This is a genomic window from Sulfitobacter mediterraneus, from assembly GCF_016801775.1.
Taxonomy (GTDB): Bacteria; Pseudomonadota; Alphaproteobacteria; order Rhodobacterales; family Rhodobacteraceae; genus Sulfitobacter; species Sulfitobacter mediterraneus_A.
The window spans coordinates 1,058,314-1,080,517 of sequence record NZ_CP069004.1; the positions used below are offsets into that span (position 1 = coordinate 1,058,314).

Annotated in this window: 24 protein-coding genes and 1 tRNA gene; 8 read left to right on the forward strand and 17 right to left on the reverse strand. The window is 59.3% G+C overall.

Annotation, left to right across the window (positions count from 1 at the left end):
• Window positions 1–323: 323 nt before the first annotated feature.
• A complete protein-coding gene (locus JNX03_RS05145) occupies window positions 324–611 on the forward strand; it encodes a hypothetical protein (protein ID WP_203211347.1) in 288 nt (95 codons plus the stop codon).
• A gap of 17 nt (window positions 612–628) precedes the next feature.
• Here the strand turns inward: JNX03_RS05145 and JNX03_RS05150 are convergent, their stop codons facing one another.
• The 6 genes from JNX03_RS05150 to purC are packed head-to-tail and all read right to left on the reverse strand — an operon-like array spanning window position 629 to window position 6,530.
• Window positions 629–1,963 carry a sigma-54-dependent transcriptional regulator gene (locus JNX03_RS05150; protein WP_037904222.1) on the reverse strand — a complete coding sequence of 445 codons (1,335 nt, stop codon included), beginning with the start codon at window positions 1,961–1,963 and terminating at the stop codon, window positions 629–631.
• Between the two features lie 6 nt (window positions 1,964–1,969).
• Window positions 1,970–3,727 (reverse strand): sensor histidine kinase, encoded by a 1,758-nt coding sequence (locus JNX03_RS05155; protein WP_203211348.1) that lies wholly within the window; start codon window positions 3,725–3,727, stop codon window positions 1,970–1,972.
• Between the two features lie 36 nt (window positions 3,728–3,763).
• Window positions 3,764–4,432, reverse strand: a complete 669-nt coding sequence (gene purQ / locus JNX03_RS05160; RefSeq protein WP_203211349.1) for a phosphoribosylformylglycinamidine synthase subunit PurQ — start codon at window positions 4,430–4,432, stop codon at window positions 3,764–3,766.
• 11 nt (window positions 4,433–4,443) lie between these two features.
• A complete protein-coding gene (locus tag JNX03_RS05165) occupies window positions 4,444–5,487 on the reverse strand; it encodes a zinc-binding dehydrogenase (protein ID WP_203211350.1) in 1,044 nt (347 codons plus the stop codon).
• A complete protein-coding gene (gene purS, locus JNX03_RS05170; protein WP_203211351.1) occupies window positions 5,487–5,717 on the reverse strand; it encodes a phosphoribosylformylglycinamidine synthase subunit PurS in 231 nt (76 codons plus the stop codon). The genes JNX03_RS05165 and purS overlap by 1 nt, the downstream gene beginning before the upstream one ends.
• Window positions 5,718–5,768: 51 nt before the next feature.
• Complete coding sequence (gene purC / locus JNX03_RS05175) at window positions 5,769–6,530, reverse strand: phosphoribosylaminoimidazolesuccinocarboxamide synthase (protein ID WP_203211352.1); 762 nt, start codon at window positions 6,528–6,530, stop codon at window positions 5,769–5,771.
• A gap of 171 nt (window positions 6,531–6,701) precedes the next feature.
• Between purC and JNX03_RS05180 the strand changes: the two genes are divergently transcribed.
• Together JNX03_RS05180 and bmt are read left to right on the forward strand one after the other, a co-directional pair.
• Window positions 6,702–7,019, forward strand: coding sequence for a DUF1476 domain-containing protein (locus tag JNX03_RS05180; RefSeq protein ID WP_203211353.1), 318 nt, complete (start codon window positions 6,702–6,704; stop codon window positions 7,017–7,019).
• Between the two features lie 200 nt (window positions 7,020–7,219).
• Window positions 7,220–8,239: a betaine--homocysteine S-methyltransferase gene (gene bmt, locus JNX03_RS05185; RefSeq protein WP_203211354.1), complete on the forward strand. Its 1,020-nt coding sequence runs from the start codon at window positions 7,220–7,222 to the stop codon at window positions 8,237–8,239.
• 28 nt (window positions 8,240–8,267) lie between these two features.
• Here the strand turns inward: bmt and JNX03_RS05190 are convergent, their stop codons facing one another.
• Window positions 8,268–9,344: a PA0069 family radical SAM protein gene (locus tag JNX03_RS05190; RefSeq protein WP_203211355.1), complete on the reverse strand. Its 1,077-nt coding sequence runs from the start codon at window positions 9,342–9,344 to the stop codon at window positions 8,268–8,270.
• A gap of 202 nt (window positions 9,345–9,546) precedes the next feature.
• Here JNX03_RS05190 and JNX03_RS05195 point away from each other — a divergent pair, with 202 nt between their 5' ends.
• The 3 genes from JNX03_RS05195 to JNX03_RS05205 all read left to right on the forward strand — a co-directional run bounded on the left by JNX03_RS05195 (window position 9,547) and on the right by JNX03_RS05205 (window position 11,114).
• A complete protein-coding gene (locus JNX03_RS05195; RefSeq protein WP_203211356.1) occupies window positions 9,547–10,248 on the forward strand; it encodes a corrinoid protein in 702 nt (233 codons plus the stop codon).
• A gap of 78 nt (window positions 10,249–10,326) precedes the next feature.
• Entirely contained in the window at window positions 10,327–10,482 is a 156-nt protein-coding gene (locus JNX03_RS05200; RefSeq protein ID WP_203211357.1) for a hypothetical protein, read from the forward strand.
• Window positions 10,479–11,114: a DUF1638 domain-containing protein gene (locus JNX03_RS05205; RefSeq protein ID WP_203211358.1), complete on the forward strand. Its 636-nt coding sequence runs from the start codon at window positions 10,479–10,481 to the stop codon at window positions 11,112–11,114. The genes JNX03_RS05200 and JNX03_RS05205 overlap by 4 nt, the downstream gene beginning before the upstream one ends.
• Here JNX03_RS05205 and JNX03_RS05210 read toward each other — a convergent pair.
• Both JNX03_RS05210 and JNX03_RS05215 read right to left on the reverse strand, forming a co-directional pair.
• Entirely contained in the window at window positions 11,101–12,477 is a 1,377-nt protein-coding gene (locus JNX03_RS05210; protein WP_203211359.1) for a M20 family metallopeptidase, read from the reverse strand. The two genes, JNX03_RS05205 and JNX03_RS05210, sit on opposite strands and share 14 nt — an antisense overlap.
• A 91-nt stretch (window positions 12,478–12,568) precedes the next feature.
• On the reverse strand, window positions 12,569–12,979 hold the full coding sequence (locus JNX03_RS05215) for a SufE family protein (RefSeq protein WP_203211360.1): 411 nt from the start codon (window positions 12,977–12,979) through the stop codon (window positions 12,569–12,571).
• 124 nt (window positions 12,980–13,103) lie between these two features.
• Between JNX03_RS05215 and JNX03_RS05220 the strand changes: the two genes are divergently transcribed.
• Entirely contained in the window at window positions 13,104–13,622 is a 519-nt protein-coding gene (locus JNX03_RS05220; protein ID WP_203211361.1) for a hypothetical protein, read from the forward strand.
• 42 nt (window positions 13,623–13,664) lie between these two features.
• Here the strand turns inward: JNX03_RS05220 and JNX03_RS05225 are convergent, their stop codons facing one another.
• The 4 genes from JNX03_RS05225 to purM form a co-directional block, all read right to left on the reverse strand.
• Window positions 13,665–14,018 carry a RidA family protein gene (locus JNX03_RS05225; protein ID WP_203211362.1) on the reverse strand — a complete coding sequence of 118 codons (354 nt, stop codon included), beginning with the start codon at window positions 14,016–14,018 and terminating at the stop codon, window positions 13,665–13,667.
• 36 nt (window positions 14,019–14,054) lie between these two features.
• The gene (gene rnd / locus JNX03_RS05230; protein ID WP_203212144.1) at window positions 14,055–15,212 is read right to left on the reverse strand and encodes a ribonuclease D; all 1,158 of its coding nucleotides are present in this window, start codon (window positions 15,210–15,212) and stop codon (window positions 14,055–14,057) included.
• A 75-nt stretch (window positions 15,213–15,287) separates the two neighbouring features.
• Window positions 15,288–15,884: a phosphoribosylglycinamide formyltransferase gene (gene purN, locus JNX03_RS05235; RefSeq protein WP_203211363.1), complete on the reverse strand. Its 597-nt coding sequence runs from the start codon at window positions 15,882–15,884 to the stop codon at window positions 15,288–15,290.
• Window positions 15,881–16,927: a phosphoribosylformylglycinamidine cyclo-ligase gene (gene purM / locus JNX03_RS05240; protein WP_203211364.1), complete on the reverse strand. Its 1,047-nt coding sequence runs from the start codon at window positions 16,925–16,927 to the stop codon at window positions 15,881–15,883. Before purM ends, purN begins: the two co-directional genes overlap by 4 nt.
• 116 nt (window positions 16,928–17,043) lie before the next feature.
• Here purM and JNX03_RS05245 point away from each other — a divergent pair.
• Window positions 17,044–17,117, forward strand: a tRNA-Ile gene (locus JNX03_RS05245).
• A 218-nt stretch (window positions 17,118–17,335) separates the two neighbouring features.
• On the opposite strand, the gene JNX03_RS05250 is transcribed toward JNX03_RS05245, so the two are convergent.
• The 4 genes from JNX03_RS05250 to JNX03_RS05265 form a co-directional block, all read right to left on the reverse strand.
• Complete coding sequence (locus JNX03_RS05250) at window positions 17,336–19,276, reverse strand: methyl-accepting chemotaxis protein (RefSeq protein WP_203211365.1); 1,941 nt, start codon at window positions 19,274–19,276, stop codon at window positions 17,336–17,338.
• Between the two features lie 44 nt (window positions 19,277–19,320).
• Window positions 19,321–20,196 carry a phosphate/phosphite/phosphonate ABC transporter substrate-binding protein gene (locus JNX03_RS05255; RefSeq protein ID WP_203211366.1) on the reverse strand — a complete coding sequence of 292 codons (876 nt, stop codon included), beginning with the start codon at window positions 20,194–20,196 and terminating at the stop codon, window positions 19,321–19,323.
• 125 nt (window positions 20,197–20,321) lie between these two features.
• Window positions 20,322–20,771 carry a DUF4442 domain-containing protein gene (locus JNX03_RS05260; RefSeq protein WP_203211367.1) on the reverse strand — a complete coding sequence of 150 codons (450 nt, stop codon included), beginning with the start codon at window positions 20,769–20,771 and terminating at the stop codon, window positions 20,322–20,324.
• 82 nt (window positions 20,772–20,853) lie between these two features.
• Entirely contained in the window at window positions 20,854–22,179 is a 1,326-nt protein-coding gene (locus JNX03_RS05265) for an ATP-binding protein (RefSeq protein WP_203211368.1), read from the reverse strand.
• Between the last annotated feature and the right edge of the window lie 25 nt (window positions 22,180–22,204).

Below are 22,204 nucleotides of genomic sequence, written 5' to 3' on the forward strand. Positions count from 1 at the left end.
TCAAAACATCAGCGGTTCTCTGGCCGTTTCCGGCCCAATCGGTCTGCTCCGCGCCCGGTGGGGGCTCTGCAGAAGCAGCGAAACTCGTAAGGACATCAATCGAACGCCTGAACGTTCTTGTCCCATCCTCCTAGATAATGGCTTTGGTGATCAAATGACAATGGGCAATCGCGCCCTGCCGCCATCAATTATGTAAAACCGCCCCCTCCGCTTGACAAGCAACGGTTGTGTGGGAACATTCGCGCCCAATGCGCAGGGCGGCCTGCGGCTCCCTGTCCGGCTTTTGCGGCCATGGACAGCCCAAATCGAAGGAATGACAACCGATGCACTATCTTTTGCGCACAGCCCTGTGTTTGCCCCTGATCGCCGTAGCGGCATGCGATGAACTGGCCGTCGCCAATGATCCGGTGGCCCTGGCGGATCTGCGGGCCGCCAAAAGCTGTGTTGCGGCAGTGAACAAACAGGTGGGCGGCGGTGCCACATTGAACACCACCTTGCCCATTGTTGAGATCAATCAATATGTTATCGATGTGCCTAACGCCAATTCCTGGACTTGCCACACAGATGACAATGGCCGCGCAAAAGAATTGATCGAACTTAAACCGCGCTGATCAAGACCCTTCGGCGGTCAGAGATAATCTGACCGCTGCAAGCCGTATTTGGCCATTTTTTCGTTCAGCGTCCGGCGTGGCAGGCACAATTCGTCCATCACACTGGCGATTGATCCCTTGTGCCGGCGCATGGTGTTGTCGATCAACATTCGTTCAAACGCCTCGACATATTCCTTCAGCGGCTTGCCCTCGGTGGTCATCACCGGCTGCATCTCGTCATGATCAGACATGAGCAGCGATGCGATTGTGCCTGACCCGCGCCGCGATTGCAGCACCGCCCGTTCCGCCACATTGATCAACTGCCGCACATTGCCCGGCCAGGGCGCCTGCAACAGCTGCGCGGCCTCCTGGGCAGAAACCTCGGGCGCGTCGCAGCCGTATTCGTCGGCAAATTGTTCGCTGAGCCGGGTGAACAGCGTCAGAATATCTTCGCCGCGTGTCCGCAAGGGCGGCACGGTGATGCGCAGGGCAGCGAGCCGGTAAAACAGATCGGAGCGCAGGGAATCCTCGGACGTCCGCCCCGCCTCTTGCAGGTTGGAGATCGCGACGATGCGGGTCTCGGCGGGCGTGCCTTGTTCGTTAATCACGCTCAGAAGCCGCGCCTGAAGGGTTTCGGACAGCGCTTCGATGTCTTCCAGCACAAGCGTGCCGCCTCGCGCCTCTTCGATGGCGGGCAATTGCGCGTCTTCGGGCAACATCGGGCCAAACAAACGTTTGCTCAGTGCGTCTTCTTCGAATGCGCCGCAGGACACCAAGACAAACTTCTTGCCCGCCCGGCTGCCAACGGCGTGCAGGGCGTGGGCGACCAATGTCTTGCCGGTGCCGGTCTCGCCGTCGATCAGCACATGACCATCGGCCTGCCCCAGATCGAGAATATCCTCGCGCAGGCGGTCCATGGCCGGGCTTTGGCCGATCAGTTTCTTCATCAACTGCCCGCCATCGGACAATTCGCGGCGCAGGGCGCGGTTGTCCATCACCAGACGCCGCGCATTGGTGGCCTTTTTGGCCAGCTCGCTCATCCGGTCCGGGTTGAAAGGCTTTTCCAGAAAATCAAACGCGCCCACGCGCATCGCCTCAACCGCCATCGGCACATCGCCATGGCCGGTGATCATGATCACCGGCAAGGCACTGTCATTGCCCATCAGCTTTTTCAGAAACTGCATGCCATCCATGCCCGGCATCTTGATGTCCGAAATGACAATGCCCGGATAATCCGGCCCCAGCACCTTGAGCGCATCCTCGGCGCTGCCAAAGGTTTCGGTGTCATAGCCTGACAGCGCCAGCCATTGGCTGATGGATTGGCGCATGTCCTGTTCGTCATCGACAATCGCGATCTTCATTGCCTGAGCCATATTGGTCTACTCCGCCGCTTCTATATTCTTGTCACTGCCCATAATGGGCAATTGCATTTCAAACACCGCGCCGCCCGCCTGCCCGTTCCGGGCCGTCAGGCGACCCCCAAGGTCGTTCACGATCCCCGACGAAATGGCAAGACCCAGCCCAACCCCGTCGCCGGGCTGTTTGGTCGTGTAGAACGGTTCAAACAGCGCATCGAGGTTTTCGATCCCCGGTCCATTGTCGCGCACCGTCAGGGTCGCGGTTTCCCCCGCAGAGAGGATGATGTTCACCTGCGGGTTCCGTTCTGATTTGGTGGCATCAAGAGCATTGCGCAAGAGGTTGACCATAACCTGTTCAATCCGCATCCGGTCGCCCATGACCATGACGGGCGTATCCGGCACAATCCGGCTGATCTGAACCTGCCGCTGGCGCAACTGCGGCTCCATCATCGACAGGCTTGAGGCCAGCGCCGCGCCCATATCCACAGGGGAAAACGCCTCTTGCCCCTTGCGGGCATAGGATTTGAGCTGGCGTGTGATCGCGCCCATGCGTTCGATCAGATCATCAATGCGGCCAAAGGACGACAGCGCCTCATCCGGCCGGTTGCGGCGCAGCAAAAGCCGCGCCCCCGCCAGATAGGTTTTCATCGCCGCCAGTGGCTGGTTGAGCTCATGACTGACTGCCGCCGACATCTCTCCCAAAGCGGCGAGCTTGCTGGATTGTTCAAGCGTCTGTTCGGCCACAGCGAGGGTCTCTTGCACCCGTTTGCGTTCGGCAATTTCCCGCTGCAGGGCGAGGTTCAATGCGCGAAGTTTGGCCGACTCCCGTTGGAAAATCGCCAGCCGTCCGGCGGTGCGGCGGCTGAGAAAATAGAAGGCCAAAGCCAGCAGAATCGCAAATCCCATCACTTCCAGCGCCAGAACACCGTTCACCCGCTCGCGCACGGAGGCATAGGTGGTATAACTGGTCATGCGCCAGCCGCGAAACGGGATCTTGTTGGTCAGGCGCATCACCGCCTCACCCTGCAAATAGGCATCAGGAGGCAGTGCTGTCCAATCCGCCGTGGCCTTGATCGCCCGCTCGATGGCGTTCTGCGGGGTATAAAGGGCCAGCGCCTCAGGTTCCGTCAGCCCGCGCCAGCGCGGGGCGGTGGCCAGAATGATCTCGCCCTGACTGTCGGTGACAATCACAGCATCCGAAATGCCCGCCCAGGCCCGCTCGTACTTTTGCAGATCCACTTCGACGGCAATCACACCGATGGTGGTGCCGCCATCCTGAATGCGCCGCGAATACAAAAAACGGTAGCCGCCACCATCTAGCCGGATGACGCTAAAGATCGTCGCATTGGACCGGATCGCATCAACAAAATACGCCTCCGACCGGTGTGACGAACTGATCCTGTTGCGGTCCGTGGCCGCCACCGTGCGCCCGTCAATGTCATACAGCATCAACGAGGCCGCCCCGATTTCCTCGACAAAGGAGATAAGCCGCTGGGTGGACAGGGAATAATCCGCAGATTGCAACGCCCCGATCAACGTCGGATCGCGGGCCAGAAGCTGTGGCACAATCGCGTTTTGGCGCAGTTCGGCCAACAGGTTGCCGCTGTAGAGCGCAATCCGCAGCTCTGCCCGGTTGCGGGTGCTTTCGGTGAACCTGTGGGTCAGCAATTTGTTGGTGACCGAGATCGTCACCACCGCCAATACCATCAACAGGCCGATGGCCACCCGAACACGCCAGGAGACCGTCAAACTTTGTTGTCTTTTGGCAGGTTCGCTCATGTGCGGAGCTTACGCGCTGCGGCGGTTTTGCTCAAGTCAGGCGGTCTGCAGCGCACCTGCCAATGCGCGGAATAGCGCCACACCATCGGTGCCGCCATGCCCCGCATCTGCCGCCCGCTCCGGATGCGGCATCATCCCCAGAACGCGGCGGTTTTCCGACAGAATGCCGGCGATATCGGCCTGTGCACCATTGGGGTTGTCGGTATAGGAAAACGCCACGCGGTCCTCGCCCTGCAGGCGCTTGAGAGTCTCGTCGTCAGCAAAGTAATTGCCATCGTGGTGGGCAATCGGAATGTCGATCACATCCCCTGCGTTGTATCCGGCGGTGTAATCGCTGGCCGAGGTTTCCACCTTTAGCCCTACTGTTTTGCAGATGTATTTCAGCCCCGCATTGCGCAAAAGCGCCCCCGGCAGCAAGCCGGTTTCCGTCAGCACCTGGAAACCGTTGCAAATGCCCATGACGTAACCGCCCCGATCCGCGTGGGCTTTAACCGATTTCACAATCGGTGACTGGGCCGCAATCGCGCCGCAGCGCAGGTAGTCCCCATAGGAAAACCCACCGGGAATACCAACGATATCAATGCCCTGTGGCAGGTCGCTGTCTTTGTGCCAGACCATTTCCACCTCTGCACCGGCCGCCTTAAAGGCAACGGCAAGGTCACGGTCACAATTAGAGCCGGGAAAAACAACAACAGCTGCGCGCATGAGAGGTCTCCTTAACCTGCGAAATCAGTGATCACCGCCACGCCGGGCGGTGCGGGGCCGTCAAATACGGCCAATTCCTCGGTCGCTTGGCTCAGTCCAATGCGCCGCGCGACCAGCGGCGTCAAGTCCACACGGCCAGACATGATAAAATCGATCAGCGGCGGATAGCGCCAGCTTGGCATGCCACGTGTGCCGAACACGGCCAGTTGACCGCTATAAACAGCATCCATCGGGATTGGCATTGTGGTGTGATCGCCTGCAGGCATCCCCACCTGCACCATCCGCCCCAGTTTGCGCAGGCATTTCAGTGCCGGAACCGTTGTCTGCACCACGCCAAGCGCCTCTATGGCCACATCTGCGCCGCCACCTGTCAACTCGCGGATTGCCTCTGCCGGATCGCATTGCGCGGCGTTTACAACAGCATCTGCGCCCAAGGCCTTGGCATGGTCCAGCTTTCCCTGGGCCACATCAACCGCAATCACCCGCGCGCCCAGCCCCCGCGCCAAAAGCGCCGCTGACAGGCCAACGCCGCCTGTGCCAAAGACCGCCACCCATTCACCGGCCTGCACCGCCGCACGCCCCGTGAGCGCATGCCAGGCCGTTGTCACCCGGCACCCCAGCGCTGCCGCCAAAGCCGGATCAAGGGCTTCGGGCAAGGCCGTCAGATTGGCATCGGCAAAAGGCACCGCGATCGCTTCGGCAAACGCACCGGCATGGGTGAACCCCGGCAAAGCCTGCTGCGCGCAAATCGTCTGATGGCCCTGCGCACAGTCAGGACATGACCCGCAAGCCAGAATAAAGGGGGCAATCACCCGGTCGCCGATGCGCCAGCGAGTCACACCTGCGCCCACGGCGATGACCTCGCCGCAATATTCGTGGCCGGGCACATGCGGCAGCGAAACATCCGGGTCCGCGCCGGTCCATACGTGCCAGTCAGACCGGCAAACACCGCAGGCCAGAACCCGCAACACCACACCGCCATCTGGTGCATCCGGCATCGGCAGATCGGCAATCTCCAATGGTGCCCGCCAGGCTGTAAGCCGGGCGGCCCGCATCAGCCGATCTCCACCGAATAGGATTCGATCACCGTATTGGCGAGCAGTTTTTCACACATCTGAGTCACATCCGCCTCGGAGGTGCCCTCTGCGAGATCCAGCTCAATCACCTTGCCCTGACGCACGCCATTCACGCCATCAAACCCAAGCGCACCCAGTGCATGGCGCACGGCCTCGCCCTGGGGGTCCAGAACCCCGTTCTTCAACATCACATGAACCCGTGCTTTCATTGCACATCCCCCAGCTTCATTTGGCTAAAAAACTCAAGCGCTCCCGCGGCTTCAGTTGATCAAGGTTGGTTTGGAAATCGGCGTTGAGGACTTGGGCATCACACCCAGCCGTTTGGCCACTTCGGTATAGGCGTCGGTGAGAGATCCCAGATCGCGCCGGAACACATCCTTGTCCAGCTTCTGACCGGTTTCGATATCCCACAAACGGCAGCTGTCCGGGCTGATCTCATCAGCGATGATCAGGCGTTGGAAATCGCCGTCATAAACGCGGCCAATCTCGATCTTGAAATCCACCAAACGAATGCCGACCGCCAGCATCATGCCGGACATGAAATCATTCACACGCAGCGCCAGGCTTAGAATATCGTCCATGTCCTGCTGGCTGGCCCAGCCAAAGGCCGCGATATGTTCTTCGGTCACCAAAGGATCGCCCAGACTGTCGTCTTTGTAGCAATATTCTACGATCGGGCGTGGCAGCTGCGTGCCCTCTTCGATGCCCAGACGTTTGGACATGGTGCCCGCGGCATAATTGCGCACGATCACTTCAAGCGGAATAATCTCGCATTGGCGCACCAGTTGTTCGCGCATGTTCAGACGTTTGATGAAATGCGTCGGCACGCCGATTTGATTCAGCCCGGTCATGAAATACTCGGACAGGCGGTTGTTCAACACGCCCTTGCCTTCGATCACGTCTTTCTTTTCGGCGTTGAACGCCGTGGCATCGTCTTTGAAATACTGGACAATTGTCCCCGGCTCCGGACCTTCATAAAGGATCTTTGCTTTGCCTTCGTAAATCTTCTTGCGCCGGGCCATGGGCGTCCTTTCCGCGACAGGCTGGGAGGGTCCCAGACGATTTGGCCCCCTCTTAGTCTAAGGCCCGCCCCCCTGCAAGCATGGGTTCGTCGCGCGTTCCTGTGCGCTCTTGTCTGCTGGTCACGGATCACCCATATCTATATAATAGGCGTGCAAAGACAGGAGAGCATGATGACCACCTTCGACAACCGCGAAAAAGCATTCGAGAACAAGTTTGCCCATGACGCAGAAATGCAGTTCAAGGCAGACGCGCGCCGTAACAAATTGCTGGGCCTTTGGGCTGCTGGCCTGATGGGCAAGTCCGGCGCCGACGCCGAGGCCTATGCCAAAGAGGTGGTCAAGTCCGATTTCGAAGAAGCCGGCCACGAAGACGTTTACCGCAAGGTTGCGGGCGATCTGGGCGACAAGGCCGATGAGGCAACCATCCGCGACAAGATGGCAAGCTTCCTGGTCGAAGCCAAGGCGCAGGTCATGGCCGAAACCGACTGATCTATCGCACCATAACGCGCAAGAATTGATGCGTCCTTCGGTCAATTGGAGGGCGCATTTTTTGGGGCTGCGGGTGAGCGCGCCCTACGCCACCTGCTGCCCAATGATCACCCGCTTCATGAAGAAGATGAAGATTATGAGATTGCTCTGGATCAGGCGCCGTGAAATGAGGCGGACGTAACGCGCGCGGAGTATGCCCGATGACCAATGCCTTCACACAATTGCTTGCTGAAAAGGGCGCCCTGCTGGCCGATGGGGCCACGGGCACCAATCTGTTCAATATGGGGCTGATGTCAGGCGACGCACCGGAGTTCTGGAACACCGATGAGCCCAAAAAGATCGTCGCGCTTTACAAAGGTGCGGTGGATGCGGGCAGTGATCTGTTTCTGACCAACAGTTTCGGGGCCAATGCCTCGCGCCTCAAATTACACGACGCTGCCAAACGCGCCCATGAGTTAAGCCGCGTTGCCGCCGAGATCGGCCGCGAGGTTGCTGATACTGCCGGACGCAAAGTGATCGTGGCCGGATCCGTTGGCCCAACCGGCGAGATTATGGAACCCGTCGGTAGCCTGAGCCATGCTTTGGCCGTTGAGATGTTTCACGAAACCGCCGATGGACTAAAGGCCGGAGGCGCCGATATTGGCTGGCTCGAAACCATCAGCGCCCCCGAGGAATACCGCGCCGCCGCCGAAGGCTTTGCCCTGGCCGGGCTGGATTGGGTCGGCACCATGAGCTTTGACACCGCCGGGCGCACCATGATGGGGCTGACCTCCGAAGGGATGGTTGAGATGGTGCATGATCTGGACAACACGCCACTGGCCTTTGGCGCAAACTGCGGCACGGGCGCGTCGGATCTGCTGCGCACGATTTTGGGCATGGCCGCAAAAGAAGAAGGCCGCTTGCCTCTTGTGGCCAAGGGCAACGCCGGCATTCCCAAGTATGTTGACGGCCACATCCATTATGATGGCACACCGGAATTGATGGCCGATTACGCCGTGATGGCCCGCAACTGCGGCGCGTCGGTGATCGGCGGCTGTTGCGGCACGATGCCCAGCCACCTTGAAAAAATGCGCGAGGCGCTGGACACAAGGCCCAAGGGCAGCGCACCGGAGCTGGAAGAAATCGTGGCCGCGCTTGGCCCGTTTTCATCTGCCGGCGATGGCACCGGCGATGATCAAGCCCCTGAACGTCGCAGCCGCCGTGGCCGCCGCCGGGGATAAGGACATTGTGCCGGGCAAAATGCCCGGCCTACAGCAGGTTTAACTGTGCGCCAGGCAGAACTGGCGGGCGAAACAGATCACAACGCATTGGCGGCGCTTGGCCGGACAGGCCAAGCCGTTTGGCAGCCAATTTGAACCGTTGTGCAATCACTTCGGCATAGGGCCCCTCCCCGCGCATGCGCCGGTGCCACCGCGCATCATATTCCTTACCGCCGTGCATCTCGCGCAATCGGTTCATGATCCGCTCGGCCCGGTCCGGGTAATGCTCTGCCAGCCAATCCTGCACCAGCGGCGACACCTCACGGGGCAATCGCAGCATGATCCAACTGGCATGGCGTGCGCCCGCCTCTTTGCCGCTTTGCAATATTGCCTCCAGCTCAGGATCGGTGAGCGCCGGAATCACTGGTGAGGCCATCACCCGCACTGGCACACCTGCCGCCGCCAATCGACGGATCATCACCAATCGCCGCGCGGGCGCAGGGGCACGCGGCTCCATCAATCGGCTGAGTTTTGCGTCCAGTGTGGTGACGGATATGCCAACCCGCACCAATCCGCGCCGTGCCATATCCGCCAGAATATCAATATCGCGCTCGATCAGGCTGCCTTTGGTGACAATCGCCACCGGATGATTGCAGTCCGACAACACCTCCAGACAGCGCCGCATGATGCCGTGTGTTTTTTCAATTGGTTGATAAGGGTCTGTGTTGGTTCCGATCGCAATCGGCGCGGGCCGGTATTTGCGCGCCGCCAACTCCTTGCGCAGCACCTCCGCCGCGTCAGGCCGCGCAATCAGACGGGTCTCAAAATCCAGCCCCGGCGACAGCCCAAGATAAGCGTGGCTGGGCCGCGCAAAGCAATAAACGCAGCCATGTTCGCAGCCGCGATAGGGATTGATCGACCGGTCAAAGGGCAAATCCGGCGAGGTATTATAGGTGATAACCTTGCGCGGCACTTCGATGGTGGTTTGCGTCCGCAGCACCGGCAGAACGTCGTCACGGTCCCATCCGTCGCTGACCGCCTCACGGCTGTGCGCCTCGAACCGGCCCGCATGGTTGCTGCCCGCCGCCCGCCCGACAACTTTGTAACGATGATTTTCATGATCCATACACCATTTTGGAACAAATCATGAACACACGCAATCGAAACCCGCTAATCCCTTGTCCGGTGGACTAAAAAGACGTTAAATTCTTGTTCATCGAAGTCGCGCAAAACCTCATCCATGTCGCAATTTGCGCACCAAGCGCCGACATTCCGTGACAAAAAGGCGCATAGGCCAAGCACCTGCAACGGCAGCAGAAGGAAATAACATGTCCGACGAAGACGAAATCATCCTGTCAGAACTCGACGACGAAGAACTTGTCCAACAGATGTTCGACGACCTTTACGACGGTCTCAAGGAAGAGATCGAAGAAGGGGTTAACATCCTGCTTGAGCGCAAGTGGGAACCTTACGACATCCTGACAAAAGCGCTAGTCGGCGGCATGACCATCGTTGGCGCGGATTTCCGGGACGGCATCCTGTTTGTGCCCGAAGTTTTGCTTGCGGCAAATGCGATGAAGGGCGGCATGGCCATCCTCAAGCCACTGCTGGCCGAAACCGGTGCTCCGCGCGTTGGCAAAATGGTCATCGGCACCGTCAAGGGCGACATCCACGACATCGGCAAGAACCTTGTCGGCATGATGATGGAAGGCGCAGGCTTTGAAGTGGTTGATCTGGGTATTAACAACCCGGTCGAAAACTATCTTGAGGCGATGGAAACCGAAGGCCCTGATATCCTTGGCATGTCCGCACTTCTGACCACCACAATGCCCTATATGAAGGTCGTGATCGACACCATGATCGAACAGGGCATTCGCGATGATTACATCGTTCTGGTCGGCGGCGCGCCCCTGAACGAAGAGTTCGGAAAAGCCATTGGCGCAGACGCCTATTGCCGCGATGCGGCGGTGGCAGTTGAAACCGCCAAAGAGTGGATGGCACGCAAGCACAACAGCGCAAAATCCGCCTGACCCTGATTTGAAAGGCCCCTGCGGGGGCCTTTTTTAATGGCCCCGCACCACCTATCTTGACACAAGAAAGGTCTGCCCATGCCCCCACGCCTGTTTGCCCTGATGATTGTCGCAGTCCTGCTATGTGCGGGACTGACCGTGCTGGCATTCTCCGTTCTGCCTGCGCCCATTGGTGCATTGGTCCCGGTGCTGGCGCTCATCGCTGCGGTGGCCCTGCGAAAGTTCCGATCATGATCCCAAGCGACGCCGAGTTGACAGAGAACGGGCTGGACACAGATACCCCGCGCGGGCGCATCCTGCTGATCGCTTGCGGCGCTCTGGCGCGCGAAATTCTCGACCTCAAGGCCGCCAATGGCTGGACCCATCTGGACCTGACCTGCCTGCCGGCGAAATACCACCTTTACCCGGAAAAAATCACCGACGCCGTGCGGGCCACGATCGCCAAGCACCGCGAGGATTATGATGATTTCTTCGTGGTTTACGCAGATTGCGGCACCGGTGGCGGATTACAGGCCGCCTGCGATGAACTGGGGGTCAAAATGGTGGCCGGCCCGCATTGCTACAGCTTTTTCGAAGGCAACGCCGCCTTTGCCGCCAAGATGGACGAGGAATTCACCAGCTTTTACCTGACCGATTTTCTGGTACGCCAATTTGACGCCTTCATCATCAAACCCATGGGCCTCGACCGGCATCCAGAACTGCGTGATATGTATTTTGGCAACTACGAGAAACTGGTCTACCAGGCCCAAACAGATGATCCAGAGCTGACAGAAAAGGCCCGTAAATGCGCCGATCGGCTGGGCCTCAAATTTGAACGTCGCCTGACCGGATACGGGGATCTCACCGAGGCGCTCAAAGCGCTCTAGGCGGCCTGCCTGCTCCGATATCCCAGAACAACCCGGCCATCACCTGCATCCCTTCTCGGCAAATGGATTTCAACACATGTTCGTTTGGCGCATGTTGGTTGCAGCCCAGATAACTGTGGGGAATCCAGATGGTCGGCAGGCCCAGGATATCGGAGAAACATTCATTGGGCAGCGATCCGGCAAGGTTCGGCAAAACATGTGGTGTCTTGCCTGTGGTCCGTTGAATCGACGCCTCTGCAAAGCGCACCCAAGGATGCTCCGGATCCAGCCGCGTCGCCCGCATCGGAACGCTGTCCGCCTCGCGCACCTCAACCTGATCAAAGCCCGCCGCCGCCAGATGCCGCCGGAGCGCAGGCAGGATGTCATCAGCATCGGTGCCCACCACATAGCGCAACTGGCAATGCGCACGCGCCGATCCGGAAATCGCATTCACCGGCGCCTCAGGACGGCCCGAAGACATGGCCAAAATCGCAAAACTGTTCCATCCAAAGGCGCGCTCTGCAGGGGTCAGCCCCGCCTCGCCCCAATTTGGATCGCTGCTATCTGTCTCCGGCAACCGTGCAAGCGTTGCACGGATCTCGGGTGTCAAACTGTCTGGCCGCCACTCCGGCACTTTGATCTGCCCCCGCGCATCACAAATCGACGCCAAAGCCTGGGTCAGGATCACCGCCGGATCGGCCAGCAATCCCCCCCAGTTGCCCGAATGATGCGCACCTTCGCGCAGATCCACCACCAGATCAAAGTTCAACGCCCCGCGCGAGCCCATGAACATCGTCGGCGTGTCCGGCTCCAATCGCGGACCGTCAGAGGCGATCAAAACATCCGCCTGCAAGGTTTCGCGATGACTGCGCATCATCTCTGCAAGCCCCGGCGATCCGATTTCCTCGCTCATCTCGATCACAATCTTGACATTGAACCCAAGACGCCCCTGCACCGCTAAAACCGCCTCTAGTGCCGCGATGTTGATCAAATGCTGGACCTTGTTGTCCGCCGCACCGCGCCCGAACAACGCCGCGCCCCGTTCTGTCAATTCAAACGGCGCGAGCCCTGCCTCCCAGGCATCATCCTGCCCCCAGATCACATCGCCATGGCCATAGATCAGAACAACCGGCAAAGCAGGATTTTCGATCCGCTCCGCCAAAAGAAACGGCCCGCCGCCCGCAACCGGATTGTCGTATATCGCCCCATCAAAGGCGTTGGTCTGCAACCGTGGCAGGATCGCAGAACGCAGGTATTTATAAAGCACGTCGCGCTGCGCCGGATTCTGGCTTTCTGTCCGAAACGCCACCCAAGCGGCCAAATCCGCCTGCAATTGACCATTATCAGCATAGGCCGCGGCCTGCGCCACACTGTCGGATCTCATGTCACCAGTCCTCCCCTTTTTGGCCTTCAAATATTCCGGGGGAAGCGGCCCGTCAGGGCCGATTGGGGGCTGGCCCCCTGCCCACGGATGATCAGCCCACCTGCGCGGCGGTTTCGCGAATACGTTCTATCATCGCCCGCAACCCGTTCGAACGCTGTGCCGACAAATGATCGTTCAGCCCAAGCCGCCCCATCTCGGCGCGGGCATCCACTGCCAGCACCTCCGCAGCGGTTAATCCATTGTAAAGAATACGCAAAACTGCAATCAGGCCCGACACGATCATCGCGTCACTCGCTCCGTCGAAATGCAGGCGCCCGTCGTCGAACTGCGCATGCAGCCACACCTGAGAGGCACAGCCGTCCACCTTGGTCGCAGGCACCCGCAGCGCCTCTTCCAAAGGTTCCATCGCCTTGCCCTGTTCAATCACATGGCGATACCGGTCTTCCCAATCCTCAAGAAACTCAAAATCTTCGACAAGCTCTTCAAACGCGGCATTGGCCATAGCTGGATCCTCAGGTGATATTTGCGTCACAGAGGTAGGAGCAGAGCCGCCAAAGGTCCACCCCCTTCCCAAGGCCCACGGGATCAGGTAGTCAAAAGACAGTTCAAATTCCAAGGGCGACCTGATGCGCAAGACCCTCTCTTTGCTTCTCGCAACATCTCTGACATTGGCCGCCTGCGGCACGATCCGCGACAGCCGGGTCAACCCGTTCAACTGGTTCGGAAAATCGCGTTCCGAACCGATTGAACAGGTGGAAAACACCAATCCGCTGATTCCAAAGACCGGCGGTTTGTTTGCCCGCGATCGCGAGGCCGCCGACACCTATGCAGGCCGGCCGTTCGAGCAGGTGACAGAGCTGACAATCGAACGCATTCCGGGCGGTGCCATCATCCGCGCGACCGGCCTTGCGGCACGGCAAGGCATTTATCAAGTGCGGCTGACGCCACAAAACGATGCCGAACTGCCCGTCGATGGTGTTTTGACCTATCGCTTGGAAGGGGTGCGCCCCAACACGCCAACGCCTGTCGGCGCCCGCGCCACACGCGAGGTGGTTGCAGCACGCAGAGTGACCGATCAGACCCTGCGCAATGTGCGCAGCATTCGTGTCGAGGGCATTGAAAACGCGCGCGTTATCCGCCGCTAAAGCGAAATGGCGTTTCGGATCCTGTCCGAAACGCCTCTTGGATCAGCCCGCCGCGGCAGCCGTCACAATAATCTCAACCGTAAAATCAGGATGGGCCAATTTGGCCTCGCCGCAGGCCCGCGCAGGCGCTTGTCCTTCGGGAACCCATGCATCCCACACGCCGTTCATCTCGGTAAAATCGGCCATATCTGCCAGCCAGATCACCGCCTGCAGGATGCGTGTCTTGTCTGATCCAACCTCGGCCAGCAGACGGTCAATCGCGTCCAAGCAATCCTGCGTCTGCTGTGCCACACTGGCCCCGGCGGTGCCAACCTGACCGGCCAGATAGATCGTGCCGTTATGCTCCACGATCTGGCTCATCCGGGTGTTTGTATGGTGACGTGTAATTTCTGACATTGCTGCCTCCTGTTTGATTTTATTGATGCTTCTACCCTAGACCTCGACAACCTTCACGTCGTTGCCCACCGCCGTCAGCGCAATTTCACCGTTGCACAGGCGCAGCGCGTCATTGCCAAACACCTCACGCCGCCAACCGTTCAACGCGGGCAGGTCACGCAGACCCGCAGCGATACCATCCAGATCCGCCGCAGGCGCGATCAGCTTGGCCGCCACCCCCGCCTGTTCGGTCTTGGCCTTGAGCAGGACACGCAGCAAATCGGCCAGCGCCGGGTTCACCTGCAATTTGTCACGGCTCCGGTCCGGTTTCGGCAGATCCGCTGGCGGGCAAGACACCCCCGCCGCAATCCCCTTGAGGATGCCTTCTGCGATTTCACCTTTGCGGGCCTCGCGGAGCAACAGGCGCGAACGGCTCAATTCTTCGGTGTTTTTTGGTTTCAGACTGGCCAGTTCGACCAATGCGTCGTCTTTGAACACCCGGTTGCGCGGCACATTACGCGTCTGGGCATATTCTTCGCGAAACGCTGCCAGCTCGCGCACGATGCCCAGGAACTTACCGGAATTTGTCCGCGTCTTGACCCGCTTCCACGCCTCTTGCGGCTGGGTCACATAGGTGTCGGGATTGGTGAGGATCGCCAGTTCTTCCTGCACCCAACGCCCGCGCCCGCTTTCGTCCAGCTTTTCGGCCAGAAATTCGTAGATCTGCCGCAAATGCGTCACATCGGCGAGGGCGTAGGTTTTCTGCGCTTCCGTCAAAGGGCGCCGCGACCAGTCGGTAAAACGCGAGGTCTTGTCGACGCCGCCATTGGTGATCTTGCGCACCAGCGTTTCATAGCCGACCTGCTCACCGAACCCGCAAACCATCGCCGCCACCTGCGTGTCAAAAAGGGGTTCCGGGAACACCCCAGCATCGACAAAGAAAATCTCAAGATCCTGCCGCGCGGCGTGAAACACCTTGACCACAGACTTGTCGCGAAACAGCTCATAAAGCGGCTCAAGCGAGATGTCTTTTGCCAGCGGATCCACCAAAACCGCGTTGCTATCATCGGTGCCCGGCATCGCCAATTGCACCAGACACAGCTTGGAATAATACGTTCGTTCGCGCAAAAATTCCGTATCTACAGTGACATAATCGTATTTGGCGGCTTCGCTGCAAAAGGCAGCCAGATCGGCGGTCGTGGTGATCGTTTTCATGTATTCACTTCGAAAAAACGGGTTTGCAGGGCGCAGTTCCGTCATCGGTACATCAACTGCCGCCGCTTGGCCAGATCACCCCTGCAAGAACACCGGGGTGCGATCATCGGCGGCAAACCGGCGCAAAACAGCGGGATACAGCTGATGTTCCAGCGTCAAAACACGCGCGGCCAATGTCTCTGGCGTGTCGTCCGCATTGATGGAAAGCTGCGCCTGCCCCAAGATCGGACCATCATCCAAGGCGGCGGTGACTTCATGTACGGTGCAGCCATGGATCGTATCACCCGCGTCAAGCGCGCGGGAATGTGTGTGCAACCCTTTGTATTTGGGCAATAAAGATGGGTGAATATTGATCATCCGGCCGGCCCATTGATCGGTAAATCCGCCGGTCAGCTTGCGCATGAAACCGGCAAGGCAAATCATATCAGGCCGGTGACGGGCCATGGCCGCGCTCAGCGCCCCTTCAAATGCGGTGCGGTCGCCTTGGAACGGGCGGTGATCCACAACTTCGGTCGCAATCCCCCGCGCCTTGGCCCAGGCGATACCGCCCGCATCGGCATTGTTCGACAGCACGACACTGGCCCGCGCCGGATGGTCGCCGGTCATATCTTCCACCAGCGCCCGCATGTTGGAGCCACCGCCCGAGACAAAAATCGCAACCCGCTTGGTCAAAGCAAGCTGCCCTGATAGCGGACCCCGCCACCTTTCGTGATCTTGCCAATCTGGATCGCGGCATGGCCGTCACTGGCAAAGGCCCGCGTTGCGGCCTCAACCTTGCCTGCAGGCACAACCGCGATCATTCCAAGACCGGAGTTGAAGGTCTTGAGCAATTCCGCCTCGGCCAAGCCACCTTGAACAGCCAGCCATTTGAACACGGGCGGCAATTCCCATGCCGTCAAATCAATCTCCGCACCAAGTCCTTCGGGCAGAACCCGAGGCAGGTTCTCAGTCAGCCCGCCGCCCGTGATATGCGCCAGCGCATTCACGCACTCCCCGCGCAGGGCTGCCACGGCCCCTTTGACATAGAGTTTGGTCGGCGTCAGCAGCGCCGCGCCAAGCGTGCCCTCGCCCCAAGGACAATCATCCCCCCACGCCAGACCGCTGACCTCAACGATCTTGCGCACAAGGCTGTAACCGTTGGAGTGGACGCCATCGCTGGGCAAGCCAAGCAGGACATCGCCTTCGGCCACATCGCGCGGCAGTTCCGCACCGCGTTCCATTGCGCCAACGGAAAAGCCTGCCAGATCAAAATCGCCCGTATCATACATGCCCGGCATTTCCGCGGTTTCGCCGCCAATCAAGGCACAGCCAGACAGGGCGCAGCCCTCGGCGATGCCCTCAATGATCCGTGTCGCCTGATCCAGTTCAAGCTTGCCCGTCGCAAAATAGTCGAGGAAGAACAACGGCTCTGCCCCCTGACACACCAGATCGTTAACGCACATTGCCACCAGATCAATGCCGATGCCATCGACGTTGCCCGTGTCGATTGCGATGCGCAACTTGGTGCCCACGCCGTCTGTGGCCGCAACCAGAACCGGATCGGTGAACCCTGCGCCCTTGAGATCAAAGAGCGCGCCAAAGCCACCAAGGCCGGACATCACACCGGGGCGCGCAGTGCGTTTGGCAGCCGGTTTGATCCGCTCCACCAATGCGTTGCCTGCATCAATATCAACGCCCGCATCGGCGTAGGTGATTCCGTTTTTGGGTGCTGACATGCTCTGGTCCCCTGGCAGTGAGATGTTGCGTTGCTGCGGGGTTAGTCCATCCCTGCAAATGGTGCAACGGTAAGCCTTGACGAAAGCGCCGCACCCGCATACCCAAACGCCGTGGCGGGCCTGTAGCTCAATTGGTTAGAGCAGAGCGCTCATAACGCTTTGGTTGCGGGTTCAAGTCCTGCCGGGCCTACCGCTATCTCATAAAAGACCCATCAAGCCGAACCTACAGCCATGTCTGAAGTTGATTCGCTTAGGGCTGCCGCGATTTCTGGGAATAAGCTGTCTGCCGAGGATCTATAAGGCGACAAGCCGTGCGCCAGTGTTGCCAAGGATCTGCGCCTGCTTGCCGTGCCGCGTCATGCTTCGCCTGGCATTGCACTGGCCCGCCTCTGGACGCGAAACAGGCATCTATGATGCAAGTGCAATGTTTTCTGAGGGCGCATCTGTCAGTTCCGCCAATTTGAAATGCGACACTGCATCTGACAGGGCGTCTGTTTCGTTATTGAGCGCCTGGCTGGCGGCGGCGGTTTCTTCGAACATGGCTGCGTTTTGCTGCGTGACCTGATCCAGCTTGGTCATGGCTTCGTTCACTTCGTTCAAGCCTTCCGATTGTTGCTTGGTGGAGGCCGCGATGGAGCCTACAAGTTCGGTGATTTCTGAGATGGAGGCCACGATATCTGCCAGCGATGTGCCAGTTGTTTCGACCAGCTCCACCCCGGCGTTGACCTGGGTTTCGCTTGCAAGAATCAGCTCGCTGATCTCACGGGCCGCATCTGCCGATCGTTGGGCAAGCGCACGCACTTCGGTGGCCACAACTGCAAATCCGCGCCCGGCGTCCCCTGCGCGAGCCGCCTCGACCCCGGCATTCAGGGCCAACAGATTGGTCTGAAATGCAATTTCGTCGATGACTTTGGTGATTTTTGAAATCTGATCCGATGATGATTTGATCTGCCCCATGGCAAGGATCGCAGATTGCGCCACCTCGCCGCTTTCATCTGCCTTGATGCGTGCCGATTGCGCCCTTTCGTCCGCGTCCTGCGCCCGGCCGGACGCGGAGTGCACGGATGCGTTCAATTGGGTCAATGCGGCGGTCGTCTCTTCAAGCGTGGCGGCCTGCCGCTCCGTTCGCTGCGACAAATCATTTGCACCAGAAGATATCGCCGCGGTCTCACCGCGAATGGTAGAGGTCAGCATGGCCACGGCAGAAATCGCTGACCGGAGGGTCACAACGGTTGAATTGAAGTCGGAGCGCAGGCCTTCATAGGGGCCATCAAAAACCGCATCAATCGACACGCTGAGATCGCCATCGGACAGTCTTTTCAATGCATTGGCGAGCGTATCGACAACCTTGGCCTGCTGGTTCAAAAGCGCCTGACGTTCCGCATCGGCCTGGCTGCGCATGGCGTCCCTTTCCGCGGCGCGTTCCGCCTCTTCGGCGCGGCGGCGCTCTGCTTCGGCGGCCTCCGCTTCGGCGCGGCGTTGCTCTGCCTCGGTCTCGGCTATCTTGCGGGCTTTTTCCTCGGCTGCGTCCTGCGCGGCGCGCGCCGCTTCGTTGCGCTGCATCTCGCGGGCATCAACAACCGTTTGGCGAAAAATGTCTATAGCTTTGCCAAGCTGGCCAATCTCGTCCTTGCGGGCCGCCATTTTCGGCCGCTCAAAATCGGTATCGTCATTGGTAATCTTTTTGATCAAGGTCGCGCTCACCGCCAGTGGGCCGCCGACCAAAAATACTGTCACGCCGTAGACCGCGACAGCAGCCAGAACCGCAGCGATGGCCGCAAAGCTGATAGAGGCGTTGATTGTGCTGGTCCTCAGATCGCCGGACAACGCAGAAAGCAGATCGGCCTTTTCTTCAGTAAGGGTGTCGATCCCATGCCTCAGGGCCACAATCGGGGCGAAACTTCGCGTGACCACCACGGTTCCAAAATCGGTGCCATCCGCCGCGACGGTTGCAGTGACCGCGCGGGTTTCCACACCTTCGGGGATGGCGCCACCTTCGGCCAGTTCAACACCATCAATTGTTTTGAACGCCACATGCGCCACGGAAGGATCCACCAGCACGGCAGAGATGATTTTGTCCAGCAAATCAACGTTGTAAGAGGCCAATGCATCGCCACTGACGGAGGTCAGAAGATCAATAATGAACTGCATTTTCGTTTCGGCGTCAGCTTCGGCATCGGCAATCTGGGTTGCGCCCAGTTGGGTCACCATACTCAGGCTTTTCTGCCCGAATGCGCCCAAAGCGTCGGTCTGGCGCGAGATGTTGGCCGTTGTCACAAATGCGACCATGCCGATGCAGAGCATTCCAACAATCATCGCAAGTTTTATCGAAATGCTCAGTCTAGACATCGGACACCTGTTTGATCTCGAAAATTCTTCCCGGCGCAGAACGCTCAGTCGCTGCCCCCTGCCAAAATCCCAACCGCATCCAAGGCATCAATAATGCCGGACAGATCTTGCGGCGCGTCAAAACCCTGCAGCCGCGCCGTTTCCAACGCCGGAGCGCCCGCAGCGAGCGTGGTCAACGCATCACGCAGCCGATTGACGGTCTGAACATCAAAATCGGCATGCGCAAAGACCATCCACTCAGGATAAAGGCCCGTGCTATGGGCATGGGGAAAACCAACCGTTTCCTTGCGGTCCACGATGATCACATCCCCTTTGGCAATCTCGCCCCGTGCGATCATGTCATCCACCATCCCCGTGCGCACAAACCCCGCGTCAAACGCACCTTTGGCCACGAGGTTTACGATGTCTTTTTGGCTTTTGGCGACGGCATGCCGGCCAAAATCATCCGGTGATGTGATGCCAAGGCCCAGCAGATAATGGGTCTGAAAAATGAACCCACCCGCCGCAGAAGTCTTGAGCGTCATGACACTTTTGCCCTTGAGGTCCGCAGCGGATGTAATCCCCGCATTGGGGTTTGCAACGATCACCCCGCCAAATTGTTTGCCGGTTTTCTTGACCACGCTGGCGACAGGTTGTGCGCGCATCTGGGTCGTTGCAATCGCAGCCTGAACCGGATTTCCGATCACCACGTCCAACGCGCCACTGTCCAGTCTTTCCAATAGGTTACCGGCGTTCAGGGCGATCAGCACCACCTCTTCGTCCAGCATCGCTTCCAGCTCTTTCGCGACGGGTGACCATTGCTTCATCGCGGTTGCCTCCCCCGTGGGGGACATCACGCCCAGCCTGACAGTTGCATCTGATGCTGTGGGAAAAAGGAAAGGCAGGCACAGCAGGGAAAGAACGAGTAGGGGAAATTTCATGGCAGAGTCCTTTGATGTTCGAGGCATCGCGCCTTTCGGCCGCGGTTTATTCACCGCGTACCTATCGCCCGCACCCTAATGGGCGATTAACATCCACCGGAAATGGCCTGATCGCACAGGCCGCGTTATCTTTTGGCGCTGACGTACCAATTCACTGTCATTTCAACCACGGTGTCGCCGCTGCTGTCCTGGATATCGACGGTCACGTCAAAGGCGACCTTGCCCGTGTCCTTGATTGCTGCCATCAACGCCGCTCCCGGCTGGGATGTTTTGGCATGAGCGGTCAATGTCCCGATCGCGACCTTCTTGAAAGCGATCTGACCGGTTGCTGCCACCGGCCGCATCTCCAGGATCACCGGCGCCAAGGCCCCCGCAACCGCCGCACCGGAGGCCGCCTCGCCCAATGTGAACATCGCCCCTGCATGCATGCTTTCGATATGGTTGGACACCTCTGTGCGCTGCTCCAGCTCGGCACTGCCAACACCATCGCCAACCTCCAGCAATTTGACGCCAACATGGTTGGCAAAAGGCACAGCTGTGCCAAGGTGGGCTTTGATCATCTCATAGGGGTTCATTGCGGGCTCCTGCGCTTGTTTGAAGCTAACGTGCAAACCATTGGCGACAAAAGCAATCCTGCCGCTGGGTCAGATGCCCGCTCTACCGTGCAATCACAATATCGGCCCGCAACCCGCCAAGCCGGGTGGATTCGCCAAGACGCAGCACCCCGCCATGGGCCCGTGCAATATCCGTGGCAATGGCAAGGCCAAGCCCGACACCGCCGCCTTTGTCCTGGTTGCGCGCCGGATCAAGGCGGGTAAAGGCGCGGGTGGCCTCGGCGCGGCGGCTTTCGGGAATGCCCGGACCGTCATCCTCAACCCGAATGCGCAATGTCTTGTCGCTGAGCATGACAGACACTTCCGCCCGCGCCCCATAGCGCACAGCATTGGAAATCAGGTTGTCGACCGCCCGCCGCATCGCCACGGCCCGCAGCATAACCGTGCCTGTACCGTCCCCCTCCGGCGGCAGCAACGTCACATCGCGCCCTGCCCTGCGGGCCTCGTCCACCAAACCCGCTATCATCTTGTGCGGTTCGATGGCTTCGGGTTTGCCCTCACCGGCCCCTTTGGCAAAGTCAAGAAACTCGTCCAACATGCGCTGCATGTCATCCACATCCTGCAACAGCGGTGCAGCCTCCTCTTCATCCAGCATCGACAGTTCAAGCCGCATCCGCGTGAGCGGCGTGCGCAGATCATGACTGACCCCTGACAGCATCAATGTGCGCTGTTCGATCTGCCGCTCGATACGTGCCCGCATATCGACAAAAGCCGCCCCCGCGCTGCGCACCTCGACCGCGCCAGCCGGCGTATAGGGCAAATGCCGCCCCCGCCCGAACGCCTCTGCCGCGCGGGCCAACCGGCGAATGGGGCGCAATTGATTGCGCAAGTAAACCGATGCGATGAAGGTCATCAAAACGCCAAAAAACAGAGTATAAACAAACAGCTGGTGCGGATTGGACGCCGACACCCGCCGCCGGTCAAGCCCCACACGCACCGGCCCTTTGCCGCTGTCCAGATACAGCAGAACCTGATTGCCCTGCGTCAGATCGACCGCAAGGTAATCCGGCAATTCCGCCTGCAATTTGTCATCCAGAACCCGTCCCGAATAATCGTACCAGACCATCTGGCTTTGTTCCGGCACTGCGCCTTGATCAACCGGTTGCACGTTCATGTCGAGCAATCCAACCTCCGCCGCGACACGGGACGGAATGTCACTGGAATCCTCCGCCTCCTCCACCACCTGCATGACCATCGCCAGCTCGCGCATCATGGCGGTGGTCATCTGCTGGGTGACCCCCTCGAAGTGCCGTTGGGCAAAGACCACGGTGACCACCAGTTGTACAAAGACAACCGGCAACATCAGGATCAGCGCCGCACGTCCGTAGATGCCGCGCGGCATATATCGTTTGAGCCAGACAAAGAACATGCATAGACCTTAGCCAGCCCCCCGC

Coding starts and splice junctions, on each gene's coding strand:
- JNX03_RS05145 (WP_203211347.1), top strand. CDS start 324: ATGCACTATCTTTTGCGCACAGCCCTGTGTTTGCCCCTGATCGCCGTA.
- JNX03_RS05150 (WP_037904222.1), bottom strand. CDS start 1,963: ATGGCTCAGGCAATGAAGATCGCGATTGTCGATGACGAACAGGACATG.
- JNX03_RS05155 (WP_203211348.1), bottom strand. CDS start 3,727: ATGAGCGAACCTGCCAAAAGACAACAAAGTTTGACGGTCTCCTGGCGT.
- purQ (WP_203211349.1), bottom strand. CDS start 4,432: ATGCGCGCAGCTGTTGTTGTTTTTCCCGGCTCTAATTGTGACCGTGAC.
- JNX03_RS05165 (WP_203211350.1), bottom strand. CDS start 5,487: ATGCGGGCCGCCCGGCTTACAGCCTGGCGGGCACCATTGGAGATTGCC.
- purS (WP_203211351.1), bottom strand. CDS start 5,717: ATGAAAGCACGGGTTCATGTGATGTTGAAGAACGGGGTTCTGGACCCC.
- purC (WP_203211352.1), bottom strand. CDS start 6,530: ATGGCCCGGCGCAAGAAGATTTACGAAGGCAAAGCAAAGATCCTTTAT.
- JNX03_RS05180 (WP_203211353.1), top strand. CDS start 6,702: ATGACCACCTTCGACAACCGCGAAAAAGCATTCGAGAACAAGTTTGCC.
- bmt (WP_203211354.1), top strand. CDS start 7,220: ATGACCAATGCCTTCACACAATTGCTTGCTGAAAAGGGCGCCCTGCTG.
- JNX03_RS05190 (WP_203211355.1), bottom strand. CDS start 9,344: ATGGATCATGAAAATCATCGTTACAAAGTTGTCGGGCGGGCGGCGGGC.
- JNX03_RS05195 (WP_203211356.1), top strand. CDS start 9,547: ATGTCCGACGAAGACGAAATCATCCTGTCAGAACTCGACGACGAAGAA.
- JNX03_RS05200 (WP_203211357.1), top strand. CDS start 10,327: ATGCCCCCACGCCTGTTTGCCCTGATGATTGTCGCAGTCCTGCTATGT.
- JNX03_RS05205 (WP_203211358.1), top strand. CDS start 10,479: ATGATCCCAAGCGACGCCGAGTTGACAGAGAACGGGCTGGACACAGAT.
- JNX03_RS05210 (WP_203211359.1), bottom strand. CDS start 12,477: ATGAGATCCGACAGTGTGGCGCAGGCCGCGGCCTATGCTGATAATGGT.
- JNX03_RS05215 (WP_203211360.1), bottom strand. CDS start 12,979: ATGGCCAATGCCGCGTTTGAAGAGCTTGTCGAAGATTTTGAGTTTCTT.
- JNX03_RS05220 (WP_203211361.1), top strand. CDS start 13,104: ATGCGCAAGACCCTCTCTTTGCTTCTCGCAACATCTCTGACATTGGCC.
- JNX03_RS05225 (WP_203211362.1), bottom strand. CDS start 14,018: ATGTCAGAAATTACACGTCACCATACAAACACCCGGATGAGCCAGATC.
- rnd (WP_203212144.1), bottom strand. CDS start 15,212: ATGAAAACGATCACCACGACCGCCGATCTGGCTGCCTTTTGCAGCGAA.
- purM (WP_203211364.1), bottom strand. CDS start 16,927: ATGTCAGCACCCAAAAACGGAATCACCTACGCCGATGCGGGCGTTGAT.
- JNX03_RS05250 (WP_203211365.1), bottom strand. CDS start 19,276: ATGTCTAGACTGAGCATTTCGATAAAACTTGCGATGATTGTTGGAATG.
- JNX03_RS05255 (WP_203211366.1), bottom strand. CDS start 20,196: ATGAAATTTCCCCTACTCGTTCTTTCCCTGCTGTGCCTGCCTTTCCTT.
- JNX03_RS05260 (WP_203211367.1), bottom strand. CDS start 20,771: ATGAACCCCTATGAGATGATCAAAGCCCACCTTGGCACAGCTGTGCCT.
- JNX03_RS05265 (WP_203211368.1), bottom strand. CDS start 22,179: ATGTTCTTTGTCTGGCTCAAACGATATATGCCGCGCGGCATCTACGGA.